Annotated in this window: 17 protein-coding genes; 4 read left to right on the forward strand and 13 right to left on the reverse strand. The window is 52.2% G+C overall.

Annotation, left to right across the window (positions count from 1 at the left end; all coding sequences use genetic code 11):
• Positions 1-20 precede the first annotated feature (20 nt).
• Positions 21-959 (reverse strand): flagellar motor protein MotB, encoded by a 939-nt coding sequence (locus WKJ03_RS01500; protein WP_337840387.1) that lies wholly within the window; start codon positions 957-959, stop codon positions 21-23.
• Positions 960-970: 11 nt separating this feature from the next.
• Entirely contained in the window at positions 971-1738 is a 768-nt protein-coding gene (gene pomA / locus WKJ03_RS01505) for a flagellar motor protein PomA (RefSeq protein WP_337840388.1), read from the reverse strand.
• A gap of 189 nt (positions 1739-1927) precedes the next feature.
• Between pomA and WKJ03_RS01510 the strand changes: the two genes are divergently transcribed.
• Genes WKJ03_RS01510 through dxs form a run of 3 tightly spaced genes read left to right on the forward strand, consistent with a single transcriptional unit; the run spans position 1928 to position 4938 of the window.
• Positions 1928-2170: an exodeoxyribonuclease VII small subunit gene (locus WKJ03_RS01510; RefSeq protein WP_337840389.1), complete on the forward strand. Its 243-nt coding sequence runs from the start codon at positions 1928-1930 to the stop codon at positions 2168-2170.
• 3 nt (positions 2171-2173) lie between these two features.
• Positions 2174-3058 carry a (2E,6E)-farnesyl diphosphate synthase gene (gene ispA / locus WKJ03_RS01515; protein ID WP_337840390.1) on the forward strand — a complete coding sequence of 295 codons (885 nt, stop codon included), beginning with the start codon at positions 2174-2176 and terminating at the stop codon, positions 3056-3058.
• Positions 3059-3072: 14 nt separating this feature from the next.
• Positions 3073-4938, forward strand: a complete 1866-nt coding sequence (gene dxs / locus WKJ03_RS01520) for a 1-deoxy-D-xylulose-5-phosphate synthase (RefSeq protein WP_337840391.1) — start codon at positions 3073-3075, stop codon at positions 4936-4938.
• 22 nt (positions 4939-4960) lie between these two features.
• On the opposite strand, the gene WKJ03_RS01525 is transcribed toward dxs, so the two are convergent.
• The 10 genes from WKJ03_RS01525 to glyA all read right to left on the reverse strand — a co-directional run bounded on the left by WKJ03_RS01525 (position 4961) and on the right by glyA (position 15129).
• On the reverse strand, positions 4961-7993 hold the full coding sequence (locus WKJ03_RS01525; RefSeq protein WP_337840392.1) for a diguanylate cyclase: 3033 nt from the start codon (positions 7991-7993) through the stop codon (positions 4961-4963).
• A 31-nt stretch (positions 7994-8024) separates the two neighbouring features.
• Entirely contained in the window at positions 8025-8504 is a 480-nt protein-coding gene (locus WKJ03_RS01530; protein ID WP_337840393.1) for a phosphatidylglycerophosphatase A, read from the reverse strand.
• Positions 8504-9463, reverse strand: a complete 960-nt coding sequence (gene thiL / locus WKJ03_RS01535) for a thiamine-phosphate kinase (RefSeq protein WP_337840394.1) — start codon at positions 9461-9463, stop codon at positions 8504-8506. Before thiL ends, WKJ03_RS01530 begins: the two co-directional genes overlap by 1 nt.
• A gap of 30 nt (positions 9464-9493) precedes the next feature.
• A complete protein-coding gene (nusB, locus tag WKJ03_RS01540) occupies positions 9494-9907 on the reverse strand; it encodes a transcription antitermination factor NusB (protein WP_337840395.1) in 414 nt (137 codons plus the stop codon).
• Between the two features lie 3 nt (positions 9908-9910).
• A complete protein-coding gene (ribE, locus tag WKJ03_RS01545; RefSeq protein ID WP_337840396.1) occupies positions 9911-10381 on the reverse strand; it encodes a 6,7-dimethyl-8-ribityllumazine synthase in 471 nt (156 codons plus the stop codon).
• Between the two features lie 79 nt (positions 10382-10460).
• Positions 10461-11570 carry a bifunctional 3,4-dihydroxy-2-butanone-4-phosphate synthase/GTP cyclohydrolase II gene (ribBA, locus tag WKJ03_RS01550; RefSeq protein ID WP_337840397.1) on the reverse strand — a complete coding sequence of 370 codons (1110 nt, stop codon included), beginning with the start codon at positions 11568-11570 and terminating at the stop codon, positions 10461-10463.
• 24 nt (positions 11571-11594) lie between these two features.
• A complete protein-coding gene (locus tag WKJ03_RS01555) occupies positions 11595-12248 on the reverse strand; it encodes a riboflavin synthase (RefSeq protein ID WP_337840398.1) in 654 nt (217 codons plus the stop codon).
• Entirely contained in the window at positions 12249-13364 is a 1116-nt protein-coding gene (gene ribD, locus WKJ03_RS01560; RefSeq protein WP_337840399.1) for a bifunctional diaminohydroxyphosphoribosylaminopyrimidine deaminase/5-amino-6-(5-phosphoribosylamino)uracil reductase RibD, read from the reverse strand.
• Positions 13364-13816 (reverse strand): transcriptional regulator NrdR, encoded by a 453-nt coding sequence (nrdR, locus tag WKJ03_RS01565; protein WP_337840400.1) that lies wholly within the window; start codon positions 13814-13816, stop codon positions 13364-13366. Before nrdR ends, ribD begins: the two co-directional genes overlap by 1 nt.
• Before the next feature lie 59 nt (positions 13817-13875).
• Entirely contained in the window at positions 13876-15129 is a 1254-nt protein-coding gene (glyA, locus tag WKJ03_RS01570; protein WP_337840401.1) for a serine hydroxymethyltransferase, read from the reverse strand.
• A 227-nt stretch (positions 15130-15356) separates the two neighbouring features.
• Between glyA and dinB the strand changes: the two genes are divergently transcribed.
• Positions 15357-16409: a DNA polymerase IV gene (gene dinB / locus WKJ03_RS01575; protein ID WP_337840402.1), complete on the forward strand. Its 1053-nt coding sequence runs from the start codon at positions 15357-15359 to the stop codon at positions 16407-16409.
• 117 nt (positions 16410-16526) lie between these two features.
• Here the strand turns inward: dinB and WKJ03_RS01580 are convergent, their stop codons facing one another.
• Positions 16527-16739 (reverse strand): cold-shock protein, encoded by a 213-nt coding sequence (locus tag WKJ03_RS01580; protein ID WP_031565533.1) that lies wholly within the window; start codon positions 16737-16739, stop codon positions 16527-16529.
• Between the last annotated feature and the right edge of the window lie 162 nt (positions 16740-16901).

The following is a 16901-nucleotide window of genomic DNA, read 5'->3' on the forward strand; positions in this document are numbered from 1 at the left end:
ACCGCGCCCTGCCCTGACTGTCAGTTGCTTTGAGGTTGGGGTTCCAGACTAATGGGCTCTGATTCCTTCGCTTTGCCTTGCAGTATGGCAATTTCAACCCTGCGGTTGCGCTTGCGGTTTTCTGTACTGTCGTTGGGGACCAGCGGGCGGGTGTCCGCATGACCGACCACCACCAGGCGATTTTTATCAAAACCCGGCGCTTTAATCATTTCTGACGCCACTGAGACGGCCCGCGCGGCCGACAAGTCCCAGTTGTTGCTGTGCAGCTCATCCGACACCTGATCATCGTCTGTATGACCAGACACGGTAATTTCACCGGGCACGTCTTTAATCAGGGCACCTATTTCCTGGATAATCGGCTTAAAGCGTGGCTGTAAAAAGGACGAACCTGACGGGAAGGAACCATTTTCCCGGATCCGGATAATAATCTGCTGACCTAAAGACTCCAGCTCGATAGCCCCATCCATAATTTGTTTTTCCAGCTGTTCTGCAATTTTTTTCAGCAGCTCGTTGGTTTGCTCCTGCATTTCACCGGCCATGGATTCCGGATTATCCAACGGTTGTTCAGCTGTACTGGTGGATTGGCCGCCGGTTTTGTCTTCCCGTTGCTCCTGACGGCCACCGGCAGAATCTTCTTTACCAGCCTGGAAATTCAACATCTGTTGGGTCATTTCCACCGTTTGCTGCTGAATGGAGTCAATAGGGGTGGGATCCGGCCGGCCTGGCCTGAACTCCATCGCAATGACACTGGTGCCTTTGGGAATATCTTTGACTTCAATTTTATTTTGCACACCAAAGGCATATTGCATGGAGCCGGCAATTTGTTTGAATTTCAGTACATCCATTTCAGAAAATGACAGCAACAACACGAAAAAACACATCAGCAGAGACATTAAGTCGGCAAAGGTGCCCATATAGGCCGGTAAACCCGGCGGTGGACATTTTTTACATTTTGCCATCAGTGATGCTCCTACTCAGCCGGTGCCACTTCACGTTTTTTCGACGCCAGATAATTGCGCAGCAAGCTTTCGATGACTTTGGGGTTTTGACCATCCTGAATCCCCATAATGGCATCCAGGATCAGTTCGCTGTTGGTCTTTTCCTCTTCGTTACGCACCGCCATTTTTTCGGACAGAGGCAGAAAAATACAGTTGGCCTGAATAGCCCCATACAAGGTCGTCAACAAGGCCACCGCCATGGCCGGACCTATGGCTTTGGGGTCTGACATATTGGACAACATGGCCACCAGGCCAATCAGGGTGCCGATCATCCCCATAGCGGGGCCGAGGTCGCCCAGCTGTTTAAACACCCCAATGGCCGACTCATGCCGGCTGTAGGTCAGTTCGATATCTTTTTCCAGCGTGCCGCGCACCACATCAGCATCATGGCCATCGACCAGCATATTGATGCCCTTTTGCATAAAGGGATTGGGGATCTCCGCCTCTTCCAGTGCCAGAAAACCGCCTTTACGGGCTGAGTCCGCCAGTTGCACCGCTTTTTCAATCAGCTCTTCCGGCGACTCAATTTTGAACATAAAGGCTTTGCTGATGGCTTTCATTGCATCAGCCAGTTGGGAAAAGGTGAATTTAATGATCACCGCGGTAAAGCTGCCGCCAAATACAATAACAATAGACACGAAGTCATAAAACATGCCTATGCTGCCACTGGAGCTGAGCCACATAGCCCAGACCATCATGCCCATAGTCGCAATCAAACCAATGACGGTTGCTAAATCCACGGTTTATCCCCCAAAACGACCGGCAAATTTTCGGTTTTATCTTAGCTTATAATGAGTTATCGGCAAAACTATCGGATTGTTGAACAAGAATTTCAGCACTGAACTGATTTATCCTTTCCCAAGCTGCCACAGATTGCTCATAATAACGCGCTCAGCTTGGGTTGCACACCGACTTTCGGGCAAAAAACAATGACAAAGAAAAAAACAGATTTCAGCCAGTTTGAACAAGGTCTGACCGAACTGGAACAGATAGTTCAGCAACTGGAACAAGGCGACCTGCAGCTTGATCAGGCGCTGGCGCAATTTGAACGTGGTATTACGCTGGTACGGCAAAGTCAGCAGCAATTGCAGGCAGCGCAGCAGAAAGTGCAGATCCTGCTGGACCAACAAGGTGAAGAAAGTCTGCAGACCTTCAACCCGGTTGAGGAATAACAGATGTTGGTTGCTTTATCTCACTACCAGCAGCGGTTGGAGCAACTGCTGACCCAGCAGTTGGATGCCCGCCCGGTCTCAGACCCGGTTTTGTTGGAGGCGATGCGCTATAGCCTGTTGCTTGGCGGCAAACGTTTACGTCCTTACCTGGTCTACAGTTGTGGGCAGATGCTCGGCGCCAGCCTGACTGACCTGGACGGCCCGGCCTGCGCCATTGAAGCCTTGCATACCTACTCGCTGATCCATGATGATTTGCCGGCCATGGACAACGACGATTTGCGCCGCGGTAAACCCACCTGCCATAAAGCCTTCGACGAAGCCAATGCCATTCTGGCTGGGGATGCCTTGCAAGCCTTGGCTTTTGAGTGGTTAAGCCTGCACCCTTACCAGAGCGTATCCGCACCACGTATTGTTGCCATGGTGCAGCAACTGGCGCTGCTATCCGGCTACAACGGCATGTGTGGTGGTCAGGCCATCGATCTTGCCCATACGGATAAAAAGATGACGCTGGACGCGCTGGAGCAAATGCACCGGCTGAAAACCGGCGCGCTGATTGAATGCGCTATCCGTTTTGCCTATCTGGCCAGTCCGGCCGACAACGAGCAACACCTGACAGCCCTGGTGAGGTACAGCCGGGCCATAGGTCTGGCCTTTCAGGTTCAGGATGACATTCTGGATATTGAAGGCGATACCGCAGTGCTTGGCAAAACCGCAGGTTCCGACCAAAAGGCCAATAAGGCGACTTACCCTTCCCTGTTAGGCCTGGACCAGGCAAAACAAAAGGCAATTCAGCTGGTCGAACAAGCTCAGGCTGAGTTACACTCCTTGCCTTATGACACCACAGCACTGGCCGGTTTGGCACAGTATGTGATAGCTCGACAGTATTAATACAGGCATTTTCCATGGCTTCAGAAGTTCACGATTTTCCTTTATTGGCCCAAGCCAACTGGCCTGCCGAACTCCGTCAGATCCCTCAGGATCAGTTAGTCCAGCTCTGCGACGAGCTGCGCGCCTTTTTGCTGAAAACCGTCAGTCAAAGCAGCGGCCACTTTGCCTCTGGCCTGGGAACCATTGAACTGACCACAGCGTTGCATTATGTGTATAACACCCCTTTTGACCGGTTGATCTGGGATGTGGGCCATCAGGCCTACCCTCATAAAATTCTGACCGGTCGCCGCGATCAAATGCACAGCATCCGCCAGAAAGATGGTTTACATCCGTTCCCCTGGCGTGAAGAAAGTGAATACGATGTATTGAGTGTCGGTCATTCCAGCACCTCGATCAGCGCAGCCTTGGGTATGGCCATTGCCGCCAAAGCGGAGCAAAAAAACCGCAAAGTGGTGGCTGTGATTGGCGATGGTGCCATTACAGCAGGTATGGCGTTTGAGGCCTTAAACCATGCCGGTGAAGTCAAACCTGATATGCTGGTGATACTGAACGACAACGAAATGTCGATTTCAGAAAACGTCGGTGCACTGAACCGCTATTTTGCCCGTATTTTGTCTGGTAACTTTTACACTAATCTGCGCGAAGGCGGTAAGAAGATTCTGCGTAATGTGCCGCCTTTGCATGAGCTGGCCAGTCGCGCCGAAGAACACTTTAAGGGCATGGTGACCCCTGGCACCTTTTTTGAAGAGCTGGGTTTTAACTACATAGGCCCGATTGACGGCCATGATGTGATCAGTCTGGTCGACACCATCCGCAATATGCGCAATATGAAAGGCCCACAGCTGCTGCATGTGGTGACCAAAAAAGGCAAAGGCTACCTGCCGGCGGAAAAAGACCCTATCGGCTATCACGCCGTCAGTAAATTTGACCCCAGCGAACAGAAACAACCGGAGAAAAAAGCCGGTAAACCCAGTTTCTCCAATGTGTTTGGTCAGTGGATTTGCGATATGGCCGCCGCCGACCCCAAGTTACAGGGCATTACGCCAGCCATGCGTGAAGGTTCGGATCTGGTGCGGTTTTCACGGGATTTTCCGGAGCGTTATTTTGACGTGGCCATTGCGGAACAGCATGCTGTGACTTTGGCTGCCGGTATGGCCATTGAAGGTTTAAAGCCCGTGGTCGCCATTTACTCCAGTTTCCTGCAGCGCGGTTACGATCAGCTCATTCACGACGTCGCGCTGCAAAATTTGGATGTGTTGTTTGCCATTGACCGCGCAGGTGTGGTTGGCGCCGATGGACCCACCCATCAGGGCGCTTTTGACATCAGCTTTATGCGCTGTATTCCGAATATGCTGGTGATGACGCCCTCCGATGAAAACGAATGCCGCCAGATGCTGTACACCGGCTATAGGCACCCAGGCCCAGCGGCAGTGCGTTACCCCAGAGGGGTTGGTTCTGGTGTAACCCCAGAAGCACAAATGCAGGCTTTACCTGTAGGTAAAGGCCGGGTGCGCCGTCAGGGTCAACAGACCGCACTGTTGGTGTTTGGTCCTCTGTTGCAACAAGCCATCAGCGTGGCCGAACAACTGAATGCAACCCTGGTGGATATGCGTTTTGTAAAGCCTCTGGATGAAACACTGCTGACAGAGCTCAGCCAACAGCACAGCCATTTTGTTACCATCGAAGACAATGCGCTGATGGGTGGCGCTGGCTCGGCCGTCAATGAGTTCTGTATTGCCCGGCAATTGCCGGTGAAGCTCTGTAATCTGGCGCTGCCGGATCAGTTTATTAAACACGGCACCCAAGAGCAGATTTATGCGGAACTGGGGCTGGACAGTGTGGGGCTGTTGCAGTCAGTTCAGCGTTTTCTGGCCCGCTAACGCCTAACTCTACAGCTATCGTCTAAGGGCGATAGCTGTAGAGTTCAAACCAGGCCATGCCGTCGGCCAGCAGCTTTTCTACCAGTTGTTCGATGTGCCCGGCATCTTCAAACTCAAACGCATCAACCTGCGCATCAAAACTCAGGCAGGCGTTGCCGTTACGCCCGGATAATTTCACGCGTTTACCAGCAATTTCAGCCAGTTGCAGCGACGTTTCCCAGGAAATCAGCTGCCCGCCCAACAAATCCAACGGAAAACAGGCATAGCCTATAGAACAGGTTAACGTCAGTGCCTGGCCGTCTGGTGTCTGGAACAGATGCGACGCCAGCTTTTGATTCCACTGCCTGGCGTAGTCAGCCACCGCATTTTGCTGAACGTCACGCAGCACCAACACAAATTGCTCCCCCGCATAACGCACCACATAATCGGCACCCCTGCTCTCCCGTAATAACAAGGCGCTGACCTGCTGCAGCACCGCATCGCCGACACTGTTGCCATGCATATCATTGATCTGTTTAAAGTGGTCTAAATCCAGATGTAATAAGGCCATGCATTTGCCTTGCAGCAGCAGGGTTTCACGGTTTTGCTGATACTGTTCGGCATCTTTAGGCAACTGTTCAAATAAAAAACGCCGGTTGCGTAAGCCAGTCAGCGCATCTTTATGCGTCAGCTGCTGCAACTGATCGTTCAGTTCATAGAGCCGTTCATTACTGCTTTGCAGTTCAGAAGTGCGCTGGCGCACCAGCTTGCTCAGTTCCTGCTGTTGCTGCAGGGTTTTGCGCCGCCAGAGCCAGGCGAACCCGTAAAGCATCAGCAGGACCAGCAGAAGCCATAAGCCCTGATACACCAGGGTTTCATTAAACAACCTGGGCACCACCAATTCCAACTGTTGCTGCTGATCTGCAGACCAGCTTTGCCCGCTGTACCTGGCCTGTAACTCGAAACTGTAAGTGCCGGGTGGCAGGTTGGTGTAAATGGCCTCCCGGCGCTGCCCGGCGTATTGCCATTGTTGATCAAAGCCATTCAGCCGGTAGCGGAACTCCACTTCATTGGCTTTGCGAAACTCAAGTGCGCTGTAATACAACGAAATATTCCGATCGGATAACGCCAGTACCAGCCGGCTCTGATCCGGCTGTATCAGATAAACCTGATGACCTTGCACGGACTGCAACAGAGGTTTCAGCGTTTTATCGGACAAAGATTTTAAATTCAGCGGCACCGCCACCAGTCCCTTCAGGCTGGGGTACCAAAGCTGATCCTGCCACAGAGCCACCTTGCTATGGCCTGAACCATTGCAACAACGACCTGGCGCTGCCCCCAACTGTCGGTCATAAGGGGTCAGGATCTGTTCAAAAGGTGGCGGCTGCGTATCTGGCCCGTCAAGCTCTGCACTTTTTACCCTGAAGATGCCTTTGAGCGAACTGGCCCATAACAGATCGGTTTTGGCATCAAACAACAAGCTGACCACTGGCTCCTGCGGTAAGCCTGTGCTGCTGGAAAATTGCCGCCAGAACCCGGCCTTTGAACGCACAAACAAACCATCATCCAAGGTCGCCACCACCAGACGGGCATCCGGCAATGTCAGGACCCCGGTAATATAAGCGCCGTACAAAGAGGTACCGACCCCAACTCTGGTCAGTTTTTGTTGTGCATACCAATACAATCCTCCCGTGGTGCCAACATAAAGCCCAGGCTCAGTGTCTTCAATCACAGTAACAAAGTTCGATTCCAATTGTGCATTAAAAGCCGCAGCCTGCAGCTGACGACCGTCGTAATGAAACAAACCTGTGGCCCCACCAACCCACAAGCCGCCGGCACGACTGGCTTGAACCACCCGCAGCTGCGTATCCGCCAGCTCAGCAAAGGGGTGCTGTAAGCTCGCTGTCGCCGGCGAAAAACTCAGTAACCCTTTATCAGTTCCCAACCAGAGTTGCTGCCGAAACTCGGCGAAGTCGTAAACGTTGCGGTTCTGCAACTGCTGCTCGTTTAGCCAGGGCTGAAATTTCAGCTCTGGGTTAAGCAGGCCGACGCTGTTCTGGGTCGCAATTAATAAACCTTGGTGTGTGGCCGAATACCGCACCGATCGGACTATGGCGTCCTGCTGGCCTTGTCCTGTTACCCGCCGGATATTACCTGGGGAAGCCCGGAACAAACCTTCGCTGAAACTGGCCAACCAGATATTCTGTTCGTTGTCTTCAAAAACATCACTGAACCAGGGCGAGCTACTCAGTTCATCCGAATTAATTCGTTGCCACTGCCCTTTGGTTTGCCGGTAATACAAGCTGTTATAGCTGGAGACCCAATCGTTGCCGCGACTGTCACGAAACAAGGTATAGACGGGCGAACTGTCGGTATGGGGTTCGGGGCAAACCTCCAGTTGCATATTCTCATTCAGATGGAAATAACCGGACTCGCTGGCCAGATGCAAGCTGCGGCCTGTCCAGAGCAAATCATAAATGGGATGTTGCTGCAGCTGCTGAGGTAAGGAAATGGTCAACACTTTGTTATCAGGGCCAATGCGGTGCAAATGGTGGGCTGTCGTTGCCCAGACATAATCTCCGGCTTTTTTCAGTTGCACCACAGGCTCTTTGATCAAGTCAATCCGGCTGACTTTGCCTTGTTTAACACGGAACAAATTGTCTGCAGCCAGCCAAATCTCCTGCTCAGCCACCTGCACTATAGAGGTCACTTCGGACAAAACGGGAAAACGTTCAAACTTCAGGCTGGCCGGGTTCACTCCCGCCAGGCCAGCTTTGGTACCAATCCACAAATACCCCGAGGAATCAAGCAGTAGCTGATTGATGGCATTGCTGGGCAATTGGCGGATCGTTTTGGAGCTATAGGTGACAAATTGCTGACCATCAAAACGGTTCAGGCCATAGGAGGTGCCAACCCAAATGTAGCCCTGCTGATCCTGGCTGATGGCCCGAACTGAGTTGGACGACAGACCATCTGCACTGGTCCAGTGTTTTATATCAAAATCATAAATGGAAGATGGCTGGGCAGACAGCCAGAAGGAGCAAAATGCATAGCACAGGGCCAGCCAATAACGCACAAGGATCACCGGGTTAAGTTAAAAAATTATCTTAACCAAAAGGCAGGTAAGGCACCAGTAACAAAATCAGCCCCAACGCCATAGCACCCGCCAGCATATCATCCAGCATAATTCCCAAGCCGCCTGGCACCTTGTGGTCAAGCAAACGGATAGGCCAGGGTTTGACAATATCAAAAAAGCGGAACAACAAAAAAGCCGCCAGCAGATAAGGCCAGTCAAAAGGCAGAGTCCACATCGCCAGACTAAAACCAGCGACTTCGTCCCAGACAATGGCACCATGGTCATGTTCACCTATGTCGTCGGCCGTTTTACCGCAGACATAACAACCAAGCAGAAACAACAACAGCACCCAACAGAGGGCCAGCACAGGGCTGAGCTGAGATTGCAGCCACACCAAAGGAATAGCGGCCAGAGTGCCAAAGGTACCAGGGGCCTTGGGTGCCAGTCCGGAGCCAAACCCCAGCGCCAGAAAGTGTGTCCATTTTCTCAGTTGAAAAGCTGGCTTGCTCATCAGAAATGCTCAAAGCCTTTGTGCAGATAGTTCAATGGTACTTCACCCTGCTTCAGCTCCAGCTTGCCGGCCACACCTGTGATACGGCCAATGCACGTGACAGGCACACCATAAGGGGATACTAACACCTCAAGGGAACTGCGCCGGATCTCCGGCACTGTAAACAACAATTCATAATCTTCACCACCGGATAAAGCCAGCTGCAAGGCCTGCTCGGCACTGCAACTGTCTTTGAGCGCCTGCGACATCGGAATACGGCTGACATCGATGACCGCGCCAACGCCGGAGCGCCGCAATATATGCAGAATGTCACCGGCCAGACCGTCGGAGATATCCATCGCGCTGCTGGCAATGGTCCGCAGCGCCTGCCCTAACGCCACCCGTGCGGTCGGGTAATGAAAACGCTGCAGCAGATGAGCCCTGTGTTTTTTACTGACCTCGACCTGCTGCTGCACCAGTTGCAAACCCAAAGCCGCATCACCTAAAGTGCCGGTGACATAGACATAGTCGCCCACTTTCGCTCCAGCGCGGGTTAAGGCTTTGCCTTTAGGCACCTGGCCTTTGGCTATCATGGTCAAAGACAAGGGGCCTTTAGTGGTATCGCCCCCTATCAGCTGGCAATTGTAATAATCGGCCGTTTCGCTTAAACCTTCAGCAAAAGCGGTTAACCAGGCTTCGTCGACCCGGGGCAACGTGAGGCCCAACGATAACCAGCACGGTTCGGCGCCCATGGCGGCCAGGTCTGAGACGTTGACAGCCACCAGCTTGTGCCCTAAAGCCCTGGGGTCGACATCAGGAAAAAAGTGAGTCCCTTCAATCATACTGTCGGTGGTCACCACCAAATCACAGCCTTCGCGCACCTGCAGCACGGCACCATCGTCGCCAATACCTATAGTCACATCGGCCCTTTGACGGCCAGCTTGTGCAAAACAACGCTGAATTAACTCAAATTCACCCATAAAAAAGCCGACTTTCGCCGGCTCTCCATTTTATTCAGTCCGCAGGCGTTTCACTGCTTTATCCAGAATGCCGTTGACAAACTTATGGCTGTCTTCAGCAGCAAAGGCTTTAGCCAGCTCAATAGCTTCGTTAATCACCACTTTGTACGGCACATCCAGACGGTATTTCAGCTCGTAAGCCGAGACCCGCAGTACTGCTTTTTCCACCAGATCAATTTCTTCAAAAGGCCGGTCTAAAAACGGCTTCAGAATTTCATCCAGCGTACCATGATGCACGGCCACACCGCGCAGCAGGTCCTGAAAGTAGCCTACATCCAGATGTTTGGTATTTTGTTCCAGCAATAACTGCTGTTCGATATCACCAACAGGGTTTTTACTGACCTGCCAGCTGTAAACGCCTTGGACAGCCAGACTTCTGGCCAGACGACGTGCATTAGGTTTCATGCATTATTCCTGGATCTGCGCTACCACGTTAACCATTTCCAAAGCAGACATCGCGGCTTCACCGCCTTTATTGCCCATTTTGGTGCCGGCACGTTCGATCGCCTGTTCAATACTTTCGACTGTCAGAACGCCAAATGCCACAGGCACGCTGTACTGCATCATCACCTGAGCCAGGCCTTTGGTGCATTCACCGGCCACATACTCAAAGTGTGGCGTTCCGCCACGGATCACTGCGCCCAGCGCAATAATCGCGTCATACTTTTTGCTGGCAGCCACTTTTTGTACTGCCAATGGCATTTCAAAAGCACCAGGTACGCGGATCACCGTGATGTCCTGCTCAGCAATATCACCGACACGTTTTAAGGTATCGACAGCGCCTTCCAGTAAGCTTTCCACGATAAAGCTGTTAAAACGGGCGACCACAATAGCGAATTTTTTTCCTTTGGCGGTTAAGCCAGCTTCAATCACTTGCATGGAAAATCCTCATTGCACCTGGGTTTGAAAAAAACGGCGGCAATAATACCACAACAGCATCAAATCACCGCTCGTTTTTTTATTCACAAATATAATCCACCACATCCAGGCCAAAGCCGGATAAGGCATGGTATTTTTTCGGCTGGCTGAGCAGGCGCATTTTCTTCACGCCCAGGCTGGCCAGAATTTGTGAGCCGACGCCGACATTGCGGGAGGCGCCTTTCCAGGGGGCGGCTGCCGCACGCTCACCTTTATCCTCCGCTTCAAAAGCGCGCACAGTTTCAATCAGCTCTTCCGCTTTTTCGTTTTTGCCAAGCAGCACCAGTACCCCACCTTCATCGGCGATACGTTTCATCGCACAGTGCAACGAAAAACTGCGGTTGGCACCGCGGTCTGACAGCAGTAAATCGCTGAAGGTATTGTGCAGATGCACCCGCACCAGAGTGGGTTGATCCGCTTCAATCACACCTTTGACCAAGGCAAAATGAATTTGATTGTCAATAGTGTCGCGAAAGGTATGCAGCTGGAAATCACCAAACTCAGTCGGCAGGTTGCAGCTGGCGACCAGCTCTATGGTGGTTTCGTTCAGATTGCGGTATTCAATTAAATCGGCAATGGTGCCAATTTTAATGCCGTGTTTTTTGGCAAAGACTTCCAGGTCCGGCCGACGGGCCATGGTGCCGTCTTCGTTCAGAATTTCGACTATAACGGCAGCCGGTTCCAAACCGGCCAGCCGGGCTAAATCACAACCGGCTTCAGTGTGGCCTGCGCGCACCAGCACACCGCCATCCTGCGCCATCAGCGGGAAAATATGGCCTGGGTAAACAATATCCGTCGGTTTGGCGTCCCGCGCTACTGCCGCTTTGACAGTGCGGGCCCGATCGGCCGCTGAAATGCCCGTTGTTACGCCTTCGGCGGCTTCAATCGACAGAGTAAAAGCCGTGGCAAAAGGCGACAGGTTTTTATCCACCATTAAAGGCAGTTTCAATTGCTCACAGCGCTTTTTCGTCAGCGTCAGGCAAATCAGGCCCCGGCCATGGGTCGCCATAAAGTTAATGGCATCCGGCGTCACATAATCTGCCGCCATCACCAGATCACCTTCGTTTTCCCGGTCCTCATCGTCCATCAGGATCACCATTTTGCCCTGACGGATGTCTTCAATAATTTCTGCTGGTGTATTTAATTGCATAGTCGGGTCCAGATTCAGAGGGGATCAGACAAAACCCCGTTGTTGTAATAAGTTCAGCGTCACACCAGAGCTTTTTGACTCTGTCGTAGTGGCCGTTAGCAGACGTTCCAGGTAACGGGCGATTAAGTCGACCTCCAGGTGCACCTGACTGCCCACTTTGAGTGTTAATAACGTGGTTTCTTTCGCCGTGTGCGGCACTATGGTCAACCGAAACTGGCCGGCTGCCAGTTCATTGACGGTCAGGCTGATGCCATCGACAGTGATGGAACCTTTTTCTGCGATATAACGGGATAATTCTGCTGGCATCTCGACCCAGACCTGCCAGGCTTCGCCATAGGTGTCGATACGCAGGACTTTGCCTACGCCATCGACATGACCACTGACCAGATGCCCACCTAAGCGGCTGGTCGCCAGCAAGGCCTTTTCCAGGTTCACCTGCTGCCCTACTTGATACTGGCCAAATAAGGTCCGCTTGACCGTTTCCCCCGACACGTCGGCACTAAAGGTCTGCGGCCCTAAGGCGGTGACCGTCAGGCAAACCCCGTTGGTGGCAATACTGTCACCTAATTTCACGTCGGAAAAATCCAGACTGGCCGATTCAATGGTCAGCTTCAGGTCTTTGCCTTTGTGGTGCAGCGCCGTGACCCGGCCTTTGGCTTCAATAATTCCGGTAAACATTTAAGGCTCCTGTAAGCAGGCTCTTAGTTTCACATCAGGCCCCAGGCACTGCGCCTGTTGCCACTGCCAGCGTGGCGCATCGGCTAAACGGTTCAGACTGGCCAGGTGCAGCAGTGGCTGGGAGCCAGCCCCCAGTAACAGCGGAGCCTGATACACAATGAGTTCATCCACCAGCTGCTGCTGCCATAAAGAGGACGCCAGAGTTGCGCCCGCTTCCACCCACAAGTCATTGATTTGTTGTTCGGCCAGCAGGCGGAGCAAGAACTGTAAATCCAGTTGGCCATCGTGTTCTGGCACCGCCAGGTAACGTACCGGCGCATTACTTTCTGGTGCATGGAGCTGGTCGCTATGGACTAGCCAGATGGGGCCACCAGACTGAAATAACAACTCTTGCCCGGTTAATTTCAACTGCCGGTCGAGAATAATACGCACAGGTTGCCGTACAGTGCCGTCAAGCAAAGGAGTAATCTCAGCCGTTTCAGCACGAACTGTCAGCCTGGCCTGATCCTGCATTACGGTAGTGGCGGTCGATAATATGGCGTGGGATGCAGCCCTTTCCAGCTGCACATCGGCCCTGGCTTCTGGTCCGGTTAACCATTGGCTTTCGCCATTGGCCAGCGCAATAGCGCCATCCAGGCTACAGGCAAGTTTTAACCTCAGCCAGGGCCGCTGCCGCTCCATCCGGCTGAGAAAACCCGGGTTCAGCGCCCGGGCTTCCCGCTGATACAGTCCGACATGAACCTCAATACCCGCCTGCTGCAGAATAGCAACGCCTTTGCCTGCCACCAGTGGATTCGGGTCCAACATGGCCACCACCACCCGGCTCACGCCAGCATCAACCAGCGCCAAAGCACAAGGTCCGGTGCGGCCGTAGTGACTGCAGGGCTCTAAAGTGACATAGCAGGTGGCGCCCAAAGCTTTGCTTCCAGCTTCCCTCAAGGCATAGACTTCGGCATGAGGCTGGCCAGCCTGATGGTGATAACCCTGGCCAACCACCTTGCCATCGAGAACCACCACAGCCCCAACATTAGGATTAGGTGCTGTGGTAAAACGTCCTTGCTGTGCCAGCTGCAGCGCCTGCTGCATAAATTGCTGGTCCGCGTCCGACCACCGCATTACTGATCCCCCAGGCGGGCAATTTCTTCGCCAAACTCGCGGATGTCTTTAAAAGAACGGTACACCGAAGCAAAACGCACGTAGGCCACTTTATCCAGTTTGACCAGCTCATCCATAATCAGGGTTCCCAGCAGTTCACTGGGCACTTCGCGCTCACCAGTGGCACGTAACTGGCTTTCCACTTTACTGATCAGCGACTCGACCTGCTCCGTGGGCACCGGACGCTTTTCCAGCGCCCGCATCAGGCCAAGCCGCAGTTTGGTGTCATTGTAGGGTTCACGCGAACCATCGCGTTTGATGATACGGGGCATCACCAGCTCGGCCGCTTCGAAGGTGGTAAAACGTTCATGACAGGCACCACACTCCCGGCGACGTTTCACCTGGTACCCATCAGCCACCAGGCGGGAATCGATCACTTTGGTGTCGTCGGCCCGGCAAAATGGACAAAACACTATGACACTCCTGAAAAAAAAGGCCGCACTAGGCGGCCATCTTAACACTGCGGGCAGGATCAGGCATAGACCGGGAAGCGGCTACACAGCTCTGCCACCTGGCCGCGAACCTTGTCGATCACAGCGGCATCACCGCGGCTATCCAGCACGTCACAGATAAAAGCTGCCACCTGACGCGCTTCAGCTTCTTTGAAACCACGACGGGTAATAGCCGGAGTGCCAATACGTAAACCTGAAGTCACAAAAGGTGACCGTGGGTCGTTTGGCACCGAGTTTTTGTTCACCGTAATGTGTGCCTGACCTAACCAGGCATCCGCTTCTTTACCTGTGATGTCTTTGTCGATCAGATCCATCAGGAACAGGTGATTTTGCGTGCCACCAGACACAATCTTGTAGCCACGTTGTTGCATGGCTTCACACATGGCGACTGCGTTTTTCAGAACCTGTTGCTGGTAGGCTTTAAACTCAGGTTGCAGCGCTTCTTTAAACGCAACAGCTTTGGCGGCAATCACGTGCATCAAAGGGCCGCCCTGACCACCAGGGAACACGGCAGAGTTGAGTTTCTTCTCAATTTCTTCGTTTTTACGGGCCAGGATCAGACCGCCACGTGGACCAGCCAGTGTTTTGTGCGTAGTTGTAGTGACCACATCAGCCACAGGCACAGGGTTTGGATACAGACCTGCCGCCACCAGACCAGCGACGTGCGCCATGTCCACCATCAGGTAGGCACCCACTTTGTCAGCAATGTCACGGAAACGTTGCCAATCAACAATACCTGAATAAGCAGAGAAGCCAGCGATAATCAGTTTTGGTTTGTGTTCCAGTGCCAACGCTTCAGCCTGGTCGTAATCAATCACACCAGTTTCCGGGTGCAGACCATACTGAACCGCTTTGTACAGCTTGCCAGATGAGCTGACGGTAGCGCCGTGAGTCAGGTGACCACCGTGTGCCAGGCTCATGCCCAGAATGGTATCACCGGCACTTAATAAAGCTAAGAAAACAGCAGAGTTGGCTTGTGAACCGGAGTGCGGCTGTACGTTGGCGTAATCAGCACCAAACAGCTCTTTGGCACGGGCGATAGCTAAATCTTCAGCAACGTCCACGTACTCACAACCACCGTAATAACGCTTGTGCGGGTAACCTTCAGCGTATTTGTTGGTCAGCTGAGACCCCTGAGCTTGCAGTACCCGTGGGCTGGCATAGTTTTCAGAGGCAATCAGTTCGATATGCTCTTCCTGACGACGGGTTTCGTTGGTAATGGATTGCCATAACTCCGGGTCGAAATCGGCAATGTTCATTTCACGCTTTAACATGCTTGCTCCTTGAATCGCCATAAGGCTGGGCTGATCAAAAAAATTGGCGCTATTCTACATCGAATTCCGGCAGGATGCACCGATTAAGTAGACGTCTAAACATCCAAACCAACATGTAAGAGCAGTTCGTCAGCAACGCTTTTTTTTGATGCAGGAAATCTTTGACATTCATCAGATACTGTCTAAAATTACAGCTGTATATATAAACAGTTAACGACGGTGAAGCGATGCGGAAAATTATTCATATTGATATGGATTGTTTTTATGCTGCAGTGGAAATGCGAGACAGGCCTGACTGGCGTAGCATTCCGCTCGCTATTGGCGGTAGCAGGCAGAGCCGTGGCGTCATCAGTACCTGCAATTACCCGGCACGCGCTTTTGGGGTTCGTAGCGCCATGCCAACCCATCAGGCGCTGAAACTCTGCCCACATCTGTTATTGCTGCCCGGCAATATGGAAAAATACAAAGCGGCCAGTTTGCAGATCCAAGCCATTTTTCATCGCTATACCGACAAAGTGGAACCCTTGTCGCTGGATGAGGCTTATCTGGACGTAACCGATACCCCGCTATTTAATGGCAGCGCCACCCGGATAGCGGAAGATATCCGTCGCACCATTGTGCAGGAAACTGGCTTGACAGCCTCAGCTGGCGTCGCTCCGAATAAATTTCTGGCTAAAATAGCCAGCGATGAAAATAAGCCCGATGGCCTCTTTGTGATCCGGCCCGAACAAGTCGCCAGTTTTGTCAGCACTCTGCCCCTGCACAGAATTCCCGGTGTTGGCAAAAAGACCGCTGAGCGTCTGGCGTTGCTCGGCCTGTATCACTGTGCCGACGTCCAGAAAGCACCATTGAAACAACTGATCAGTCATTTTGGCAGTTTCGCCGAAACCTTGTTAGAACGCAGCCACGGTGTGGATGAACGCCAGGTCAAAAACGACTATCCGCGTAAATCTGTCGCTGTTGAACACACTTATGATCAGGACCTTCCTGATCTTGTTGCTGGCGAACAAAGTTTGCAGGAATTATTGCCGAAGTTAAGACGTCGTATTGAACGTTGCGACGCAGCTCCTTTTATCCAGAAAATAGGCATCAAACTCAAATTTGCCGACTTTCAGCAAACAACTGTTGAGCGAAGCCAGAATGAATTGGATTTCATAACGCTGAAACAGTTATTGCAACAAGCCTGGTCCAGGGGGGAAGGCAAAAAAGTACGACTGGTCGGGATCCATGTCGGCCTGAAAGATCAGCAGGCCCAGGCTCAGTTATCTTTAGCCTTGTGAGGCCCAGCGGAGCCGCCCCCATTTATTCGTACGTCATTTATTCAGTACAGCAAAAAGTAGAGATAAAAAAACCGGCATTAAGCCGGTTTTTCCAGAAGCTTCGTCAACTTAGTGCTATTAAGCAACTACAGTTACGTTTTCTGCTTGAGGGCCTTTTTGACCTTCAGTGACTTCGAAAGTCACTTTCTGACCTTCAACCAGAGTTCTGCGGCCAGTACCGTTGATAGCGCGGAAGTGTACGAATACATCTTTGCCGCCTTCGCGCTCAATGAAACCAAAACCTTTATCTTCGTTGAACCACTTAACGGTACCGGAAATTAATTGTGACATAACATTCTCTTACTTAAACTAAATTTGCCGAGTCATCGGCGACTTTAAATATTACCGGCCACGTTGAGCTAGCACATATTTCAACCCCATTATCAGTGAAGCCACCAGAGGGGTCAATACTTATCACTGGATCAACAGAAAAATAGTTGTTTCTCTATTGGC

The sequence above is a fragment of the Rheinheimera sp. genome (assembly GCF_037442525.1).
Taxonomy (GTDB): Bacteria; Pseudomonadota; Gammaproteobacteria; order Enterobacterales; family Alteromonadaceae; genus Pararheinheimera.

Bases quoted from the DNA above. Each gene is read 5' to 3' on its own strand.
- WKJ03_RS01500 (WP_337840387.1), bottom strand. From the start codon at position 959: ATGGCAAAATGTAAAAAATGTCCACCGCCGGGTTTACCGGCCTATATG.
- WKJ03_RS01510 (WP_337840389.1), top strand. From the start codon at position 1,928: ATGACAAAGAAAAAAACAGATTTCAGCCAGTTTGAACAAGGTCTGACC.
- ispA (WP_337840390.1), top strand. From the start codon at position 2,174: ATGTTGGTTGCTTTATCTCACTACCAGCAGCGGTTGGAGCAACTGCTG.
- dxs (WP_337840391.1), top strand. From the start codon at position 3,073: ATGGCTTCAGAAGTTCACGATTTTCCTTTATTGGCCCAAGCCAACTGG.
- WKJ03_RS01530 (WP_337840393.1), bottom strand. From the start codon at position 8,504: ATGAGCAAGCCAGCTTTTCAACTGAGAAAATGGACACACTTTCTGGCG.
- thiL (WP_337840394.1), bottom strand. From the start codon at position 9,463: ATGGGTGAATTTGAGTTAATTCAGCGTTGTTTTGCACAAGCTGGCCGT.
- nusB (WP_337840395.1), bottom strand. From the start codon at position 9,907: ATGAAACCTAATGCACGTCGTCTGGCCAGAAGTCTGGCTGTCCAAGGC.
- ribE (WP_337840396.1), bottom strand. From the start codon at position 10,381: ATGCAAGTGATTGAAGCTGGCTTAACCGCCAAAGGAAAAAAATTCGCT.
- ribBA (WP_337840397.1), bottom strand. From the start codon at position 11,570: ATGCAATTAAATACACCAGCAGAAATTATTGAAGACATCCGTCAGGGC.
- WKJ03_RS01555 (WP_337840398.1), bottom strand. From the start codon at position 12,248: ATGTTTACCGGAATTATTGAAGCCAAAGGCCGGGTCACGGCGCTGCAC.
- ribD (WP_337840399.1), bottom strand. From the start codon at position 13,364: ATGCGGTGGTCGGACGCGGACCAGCAATTTATGCAGCAGGCGCTGCAG.
- glyA (WP_337840401.1), bottom strand. From the start codon at position 15,129: ATGTTAAAGCGTGAAATGAACATTGCCGATTTCGACCCGGAGTTATGG.
- dinB (WP_337840402.1), top strand. From the start codon at position 15,357: ATGCGGAAAATTATTCATATTGATATGGATTGTTTTTATGCTGCAGTG.
- WKJ03_RS01580 (WP_031565533.1), bottom strand. From the start codon at position 16,739: ATGTCACAATTAATTTCCGGTACCGTTAAGTGGTTCAACGAAGATAAA.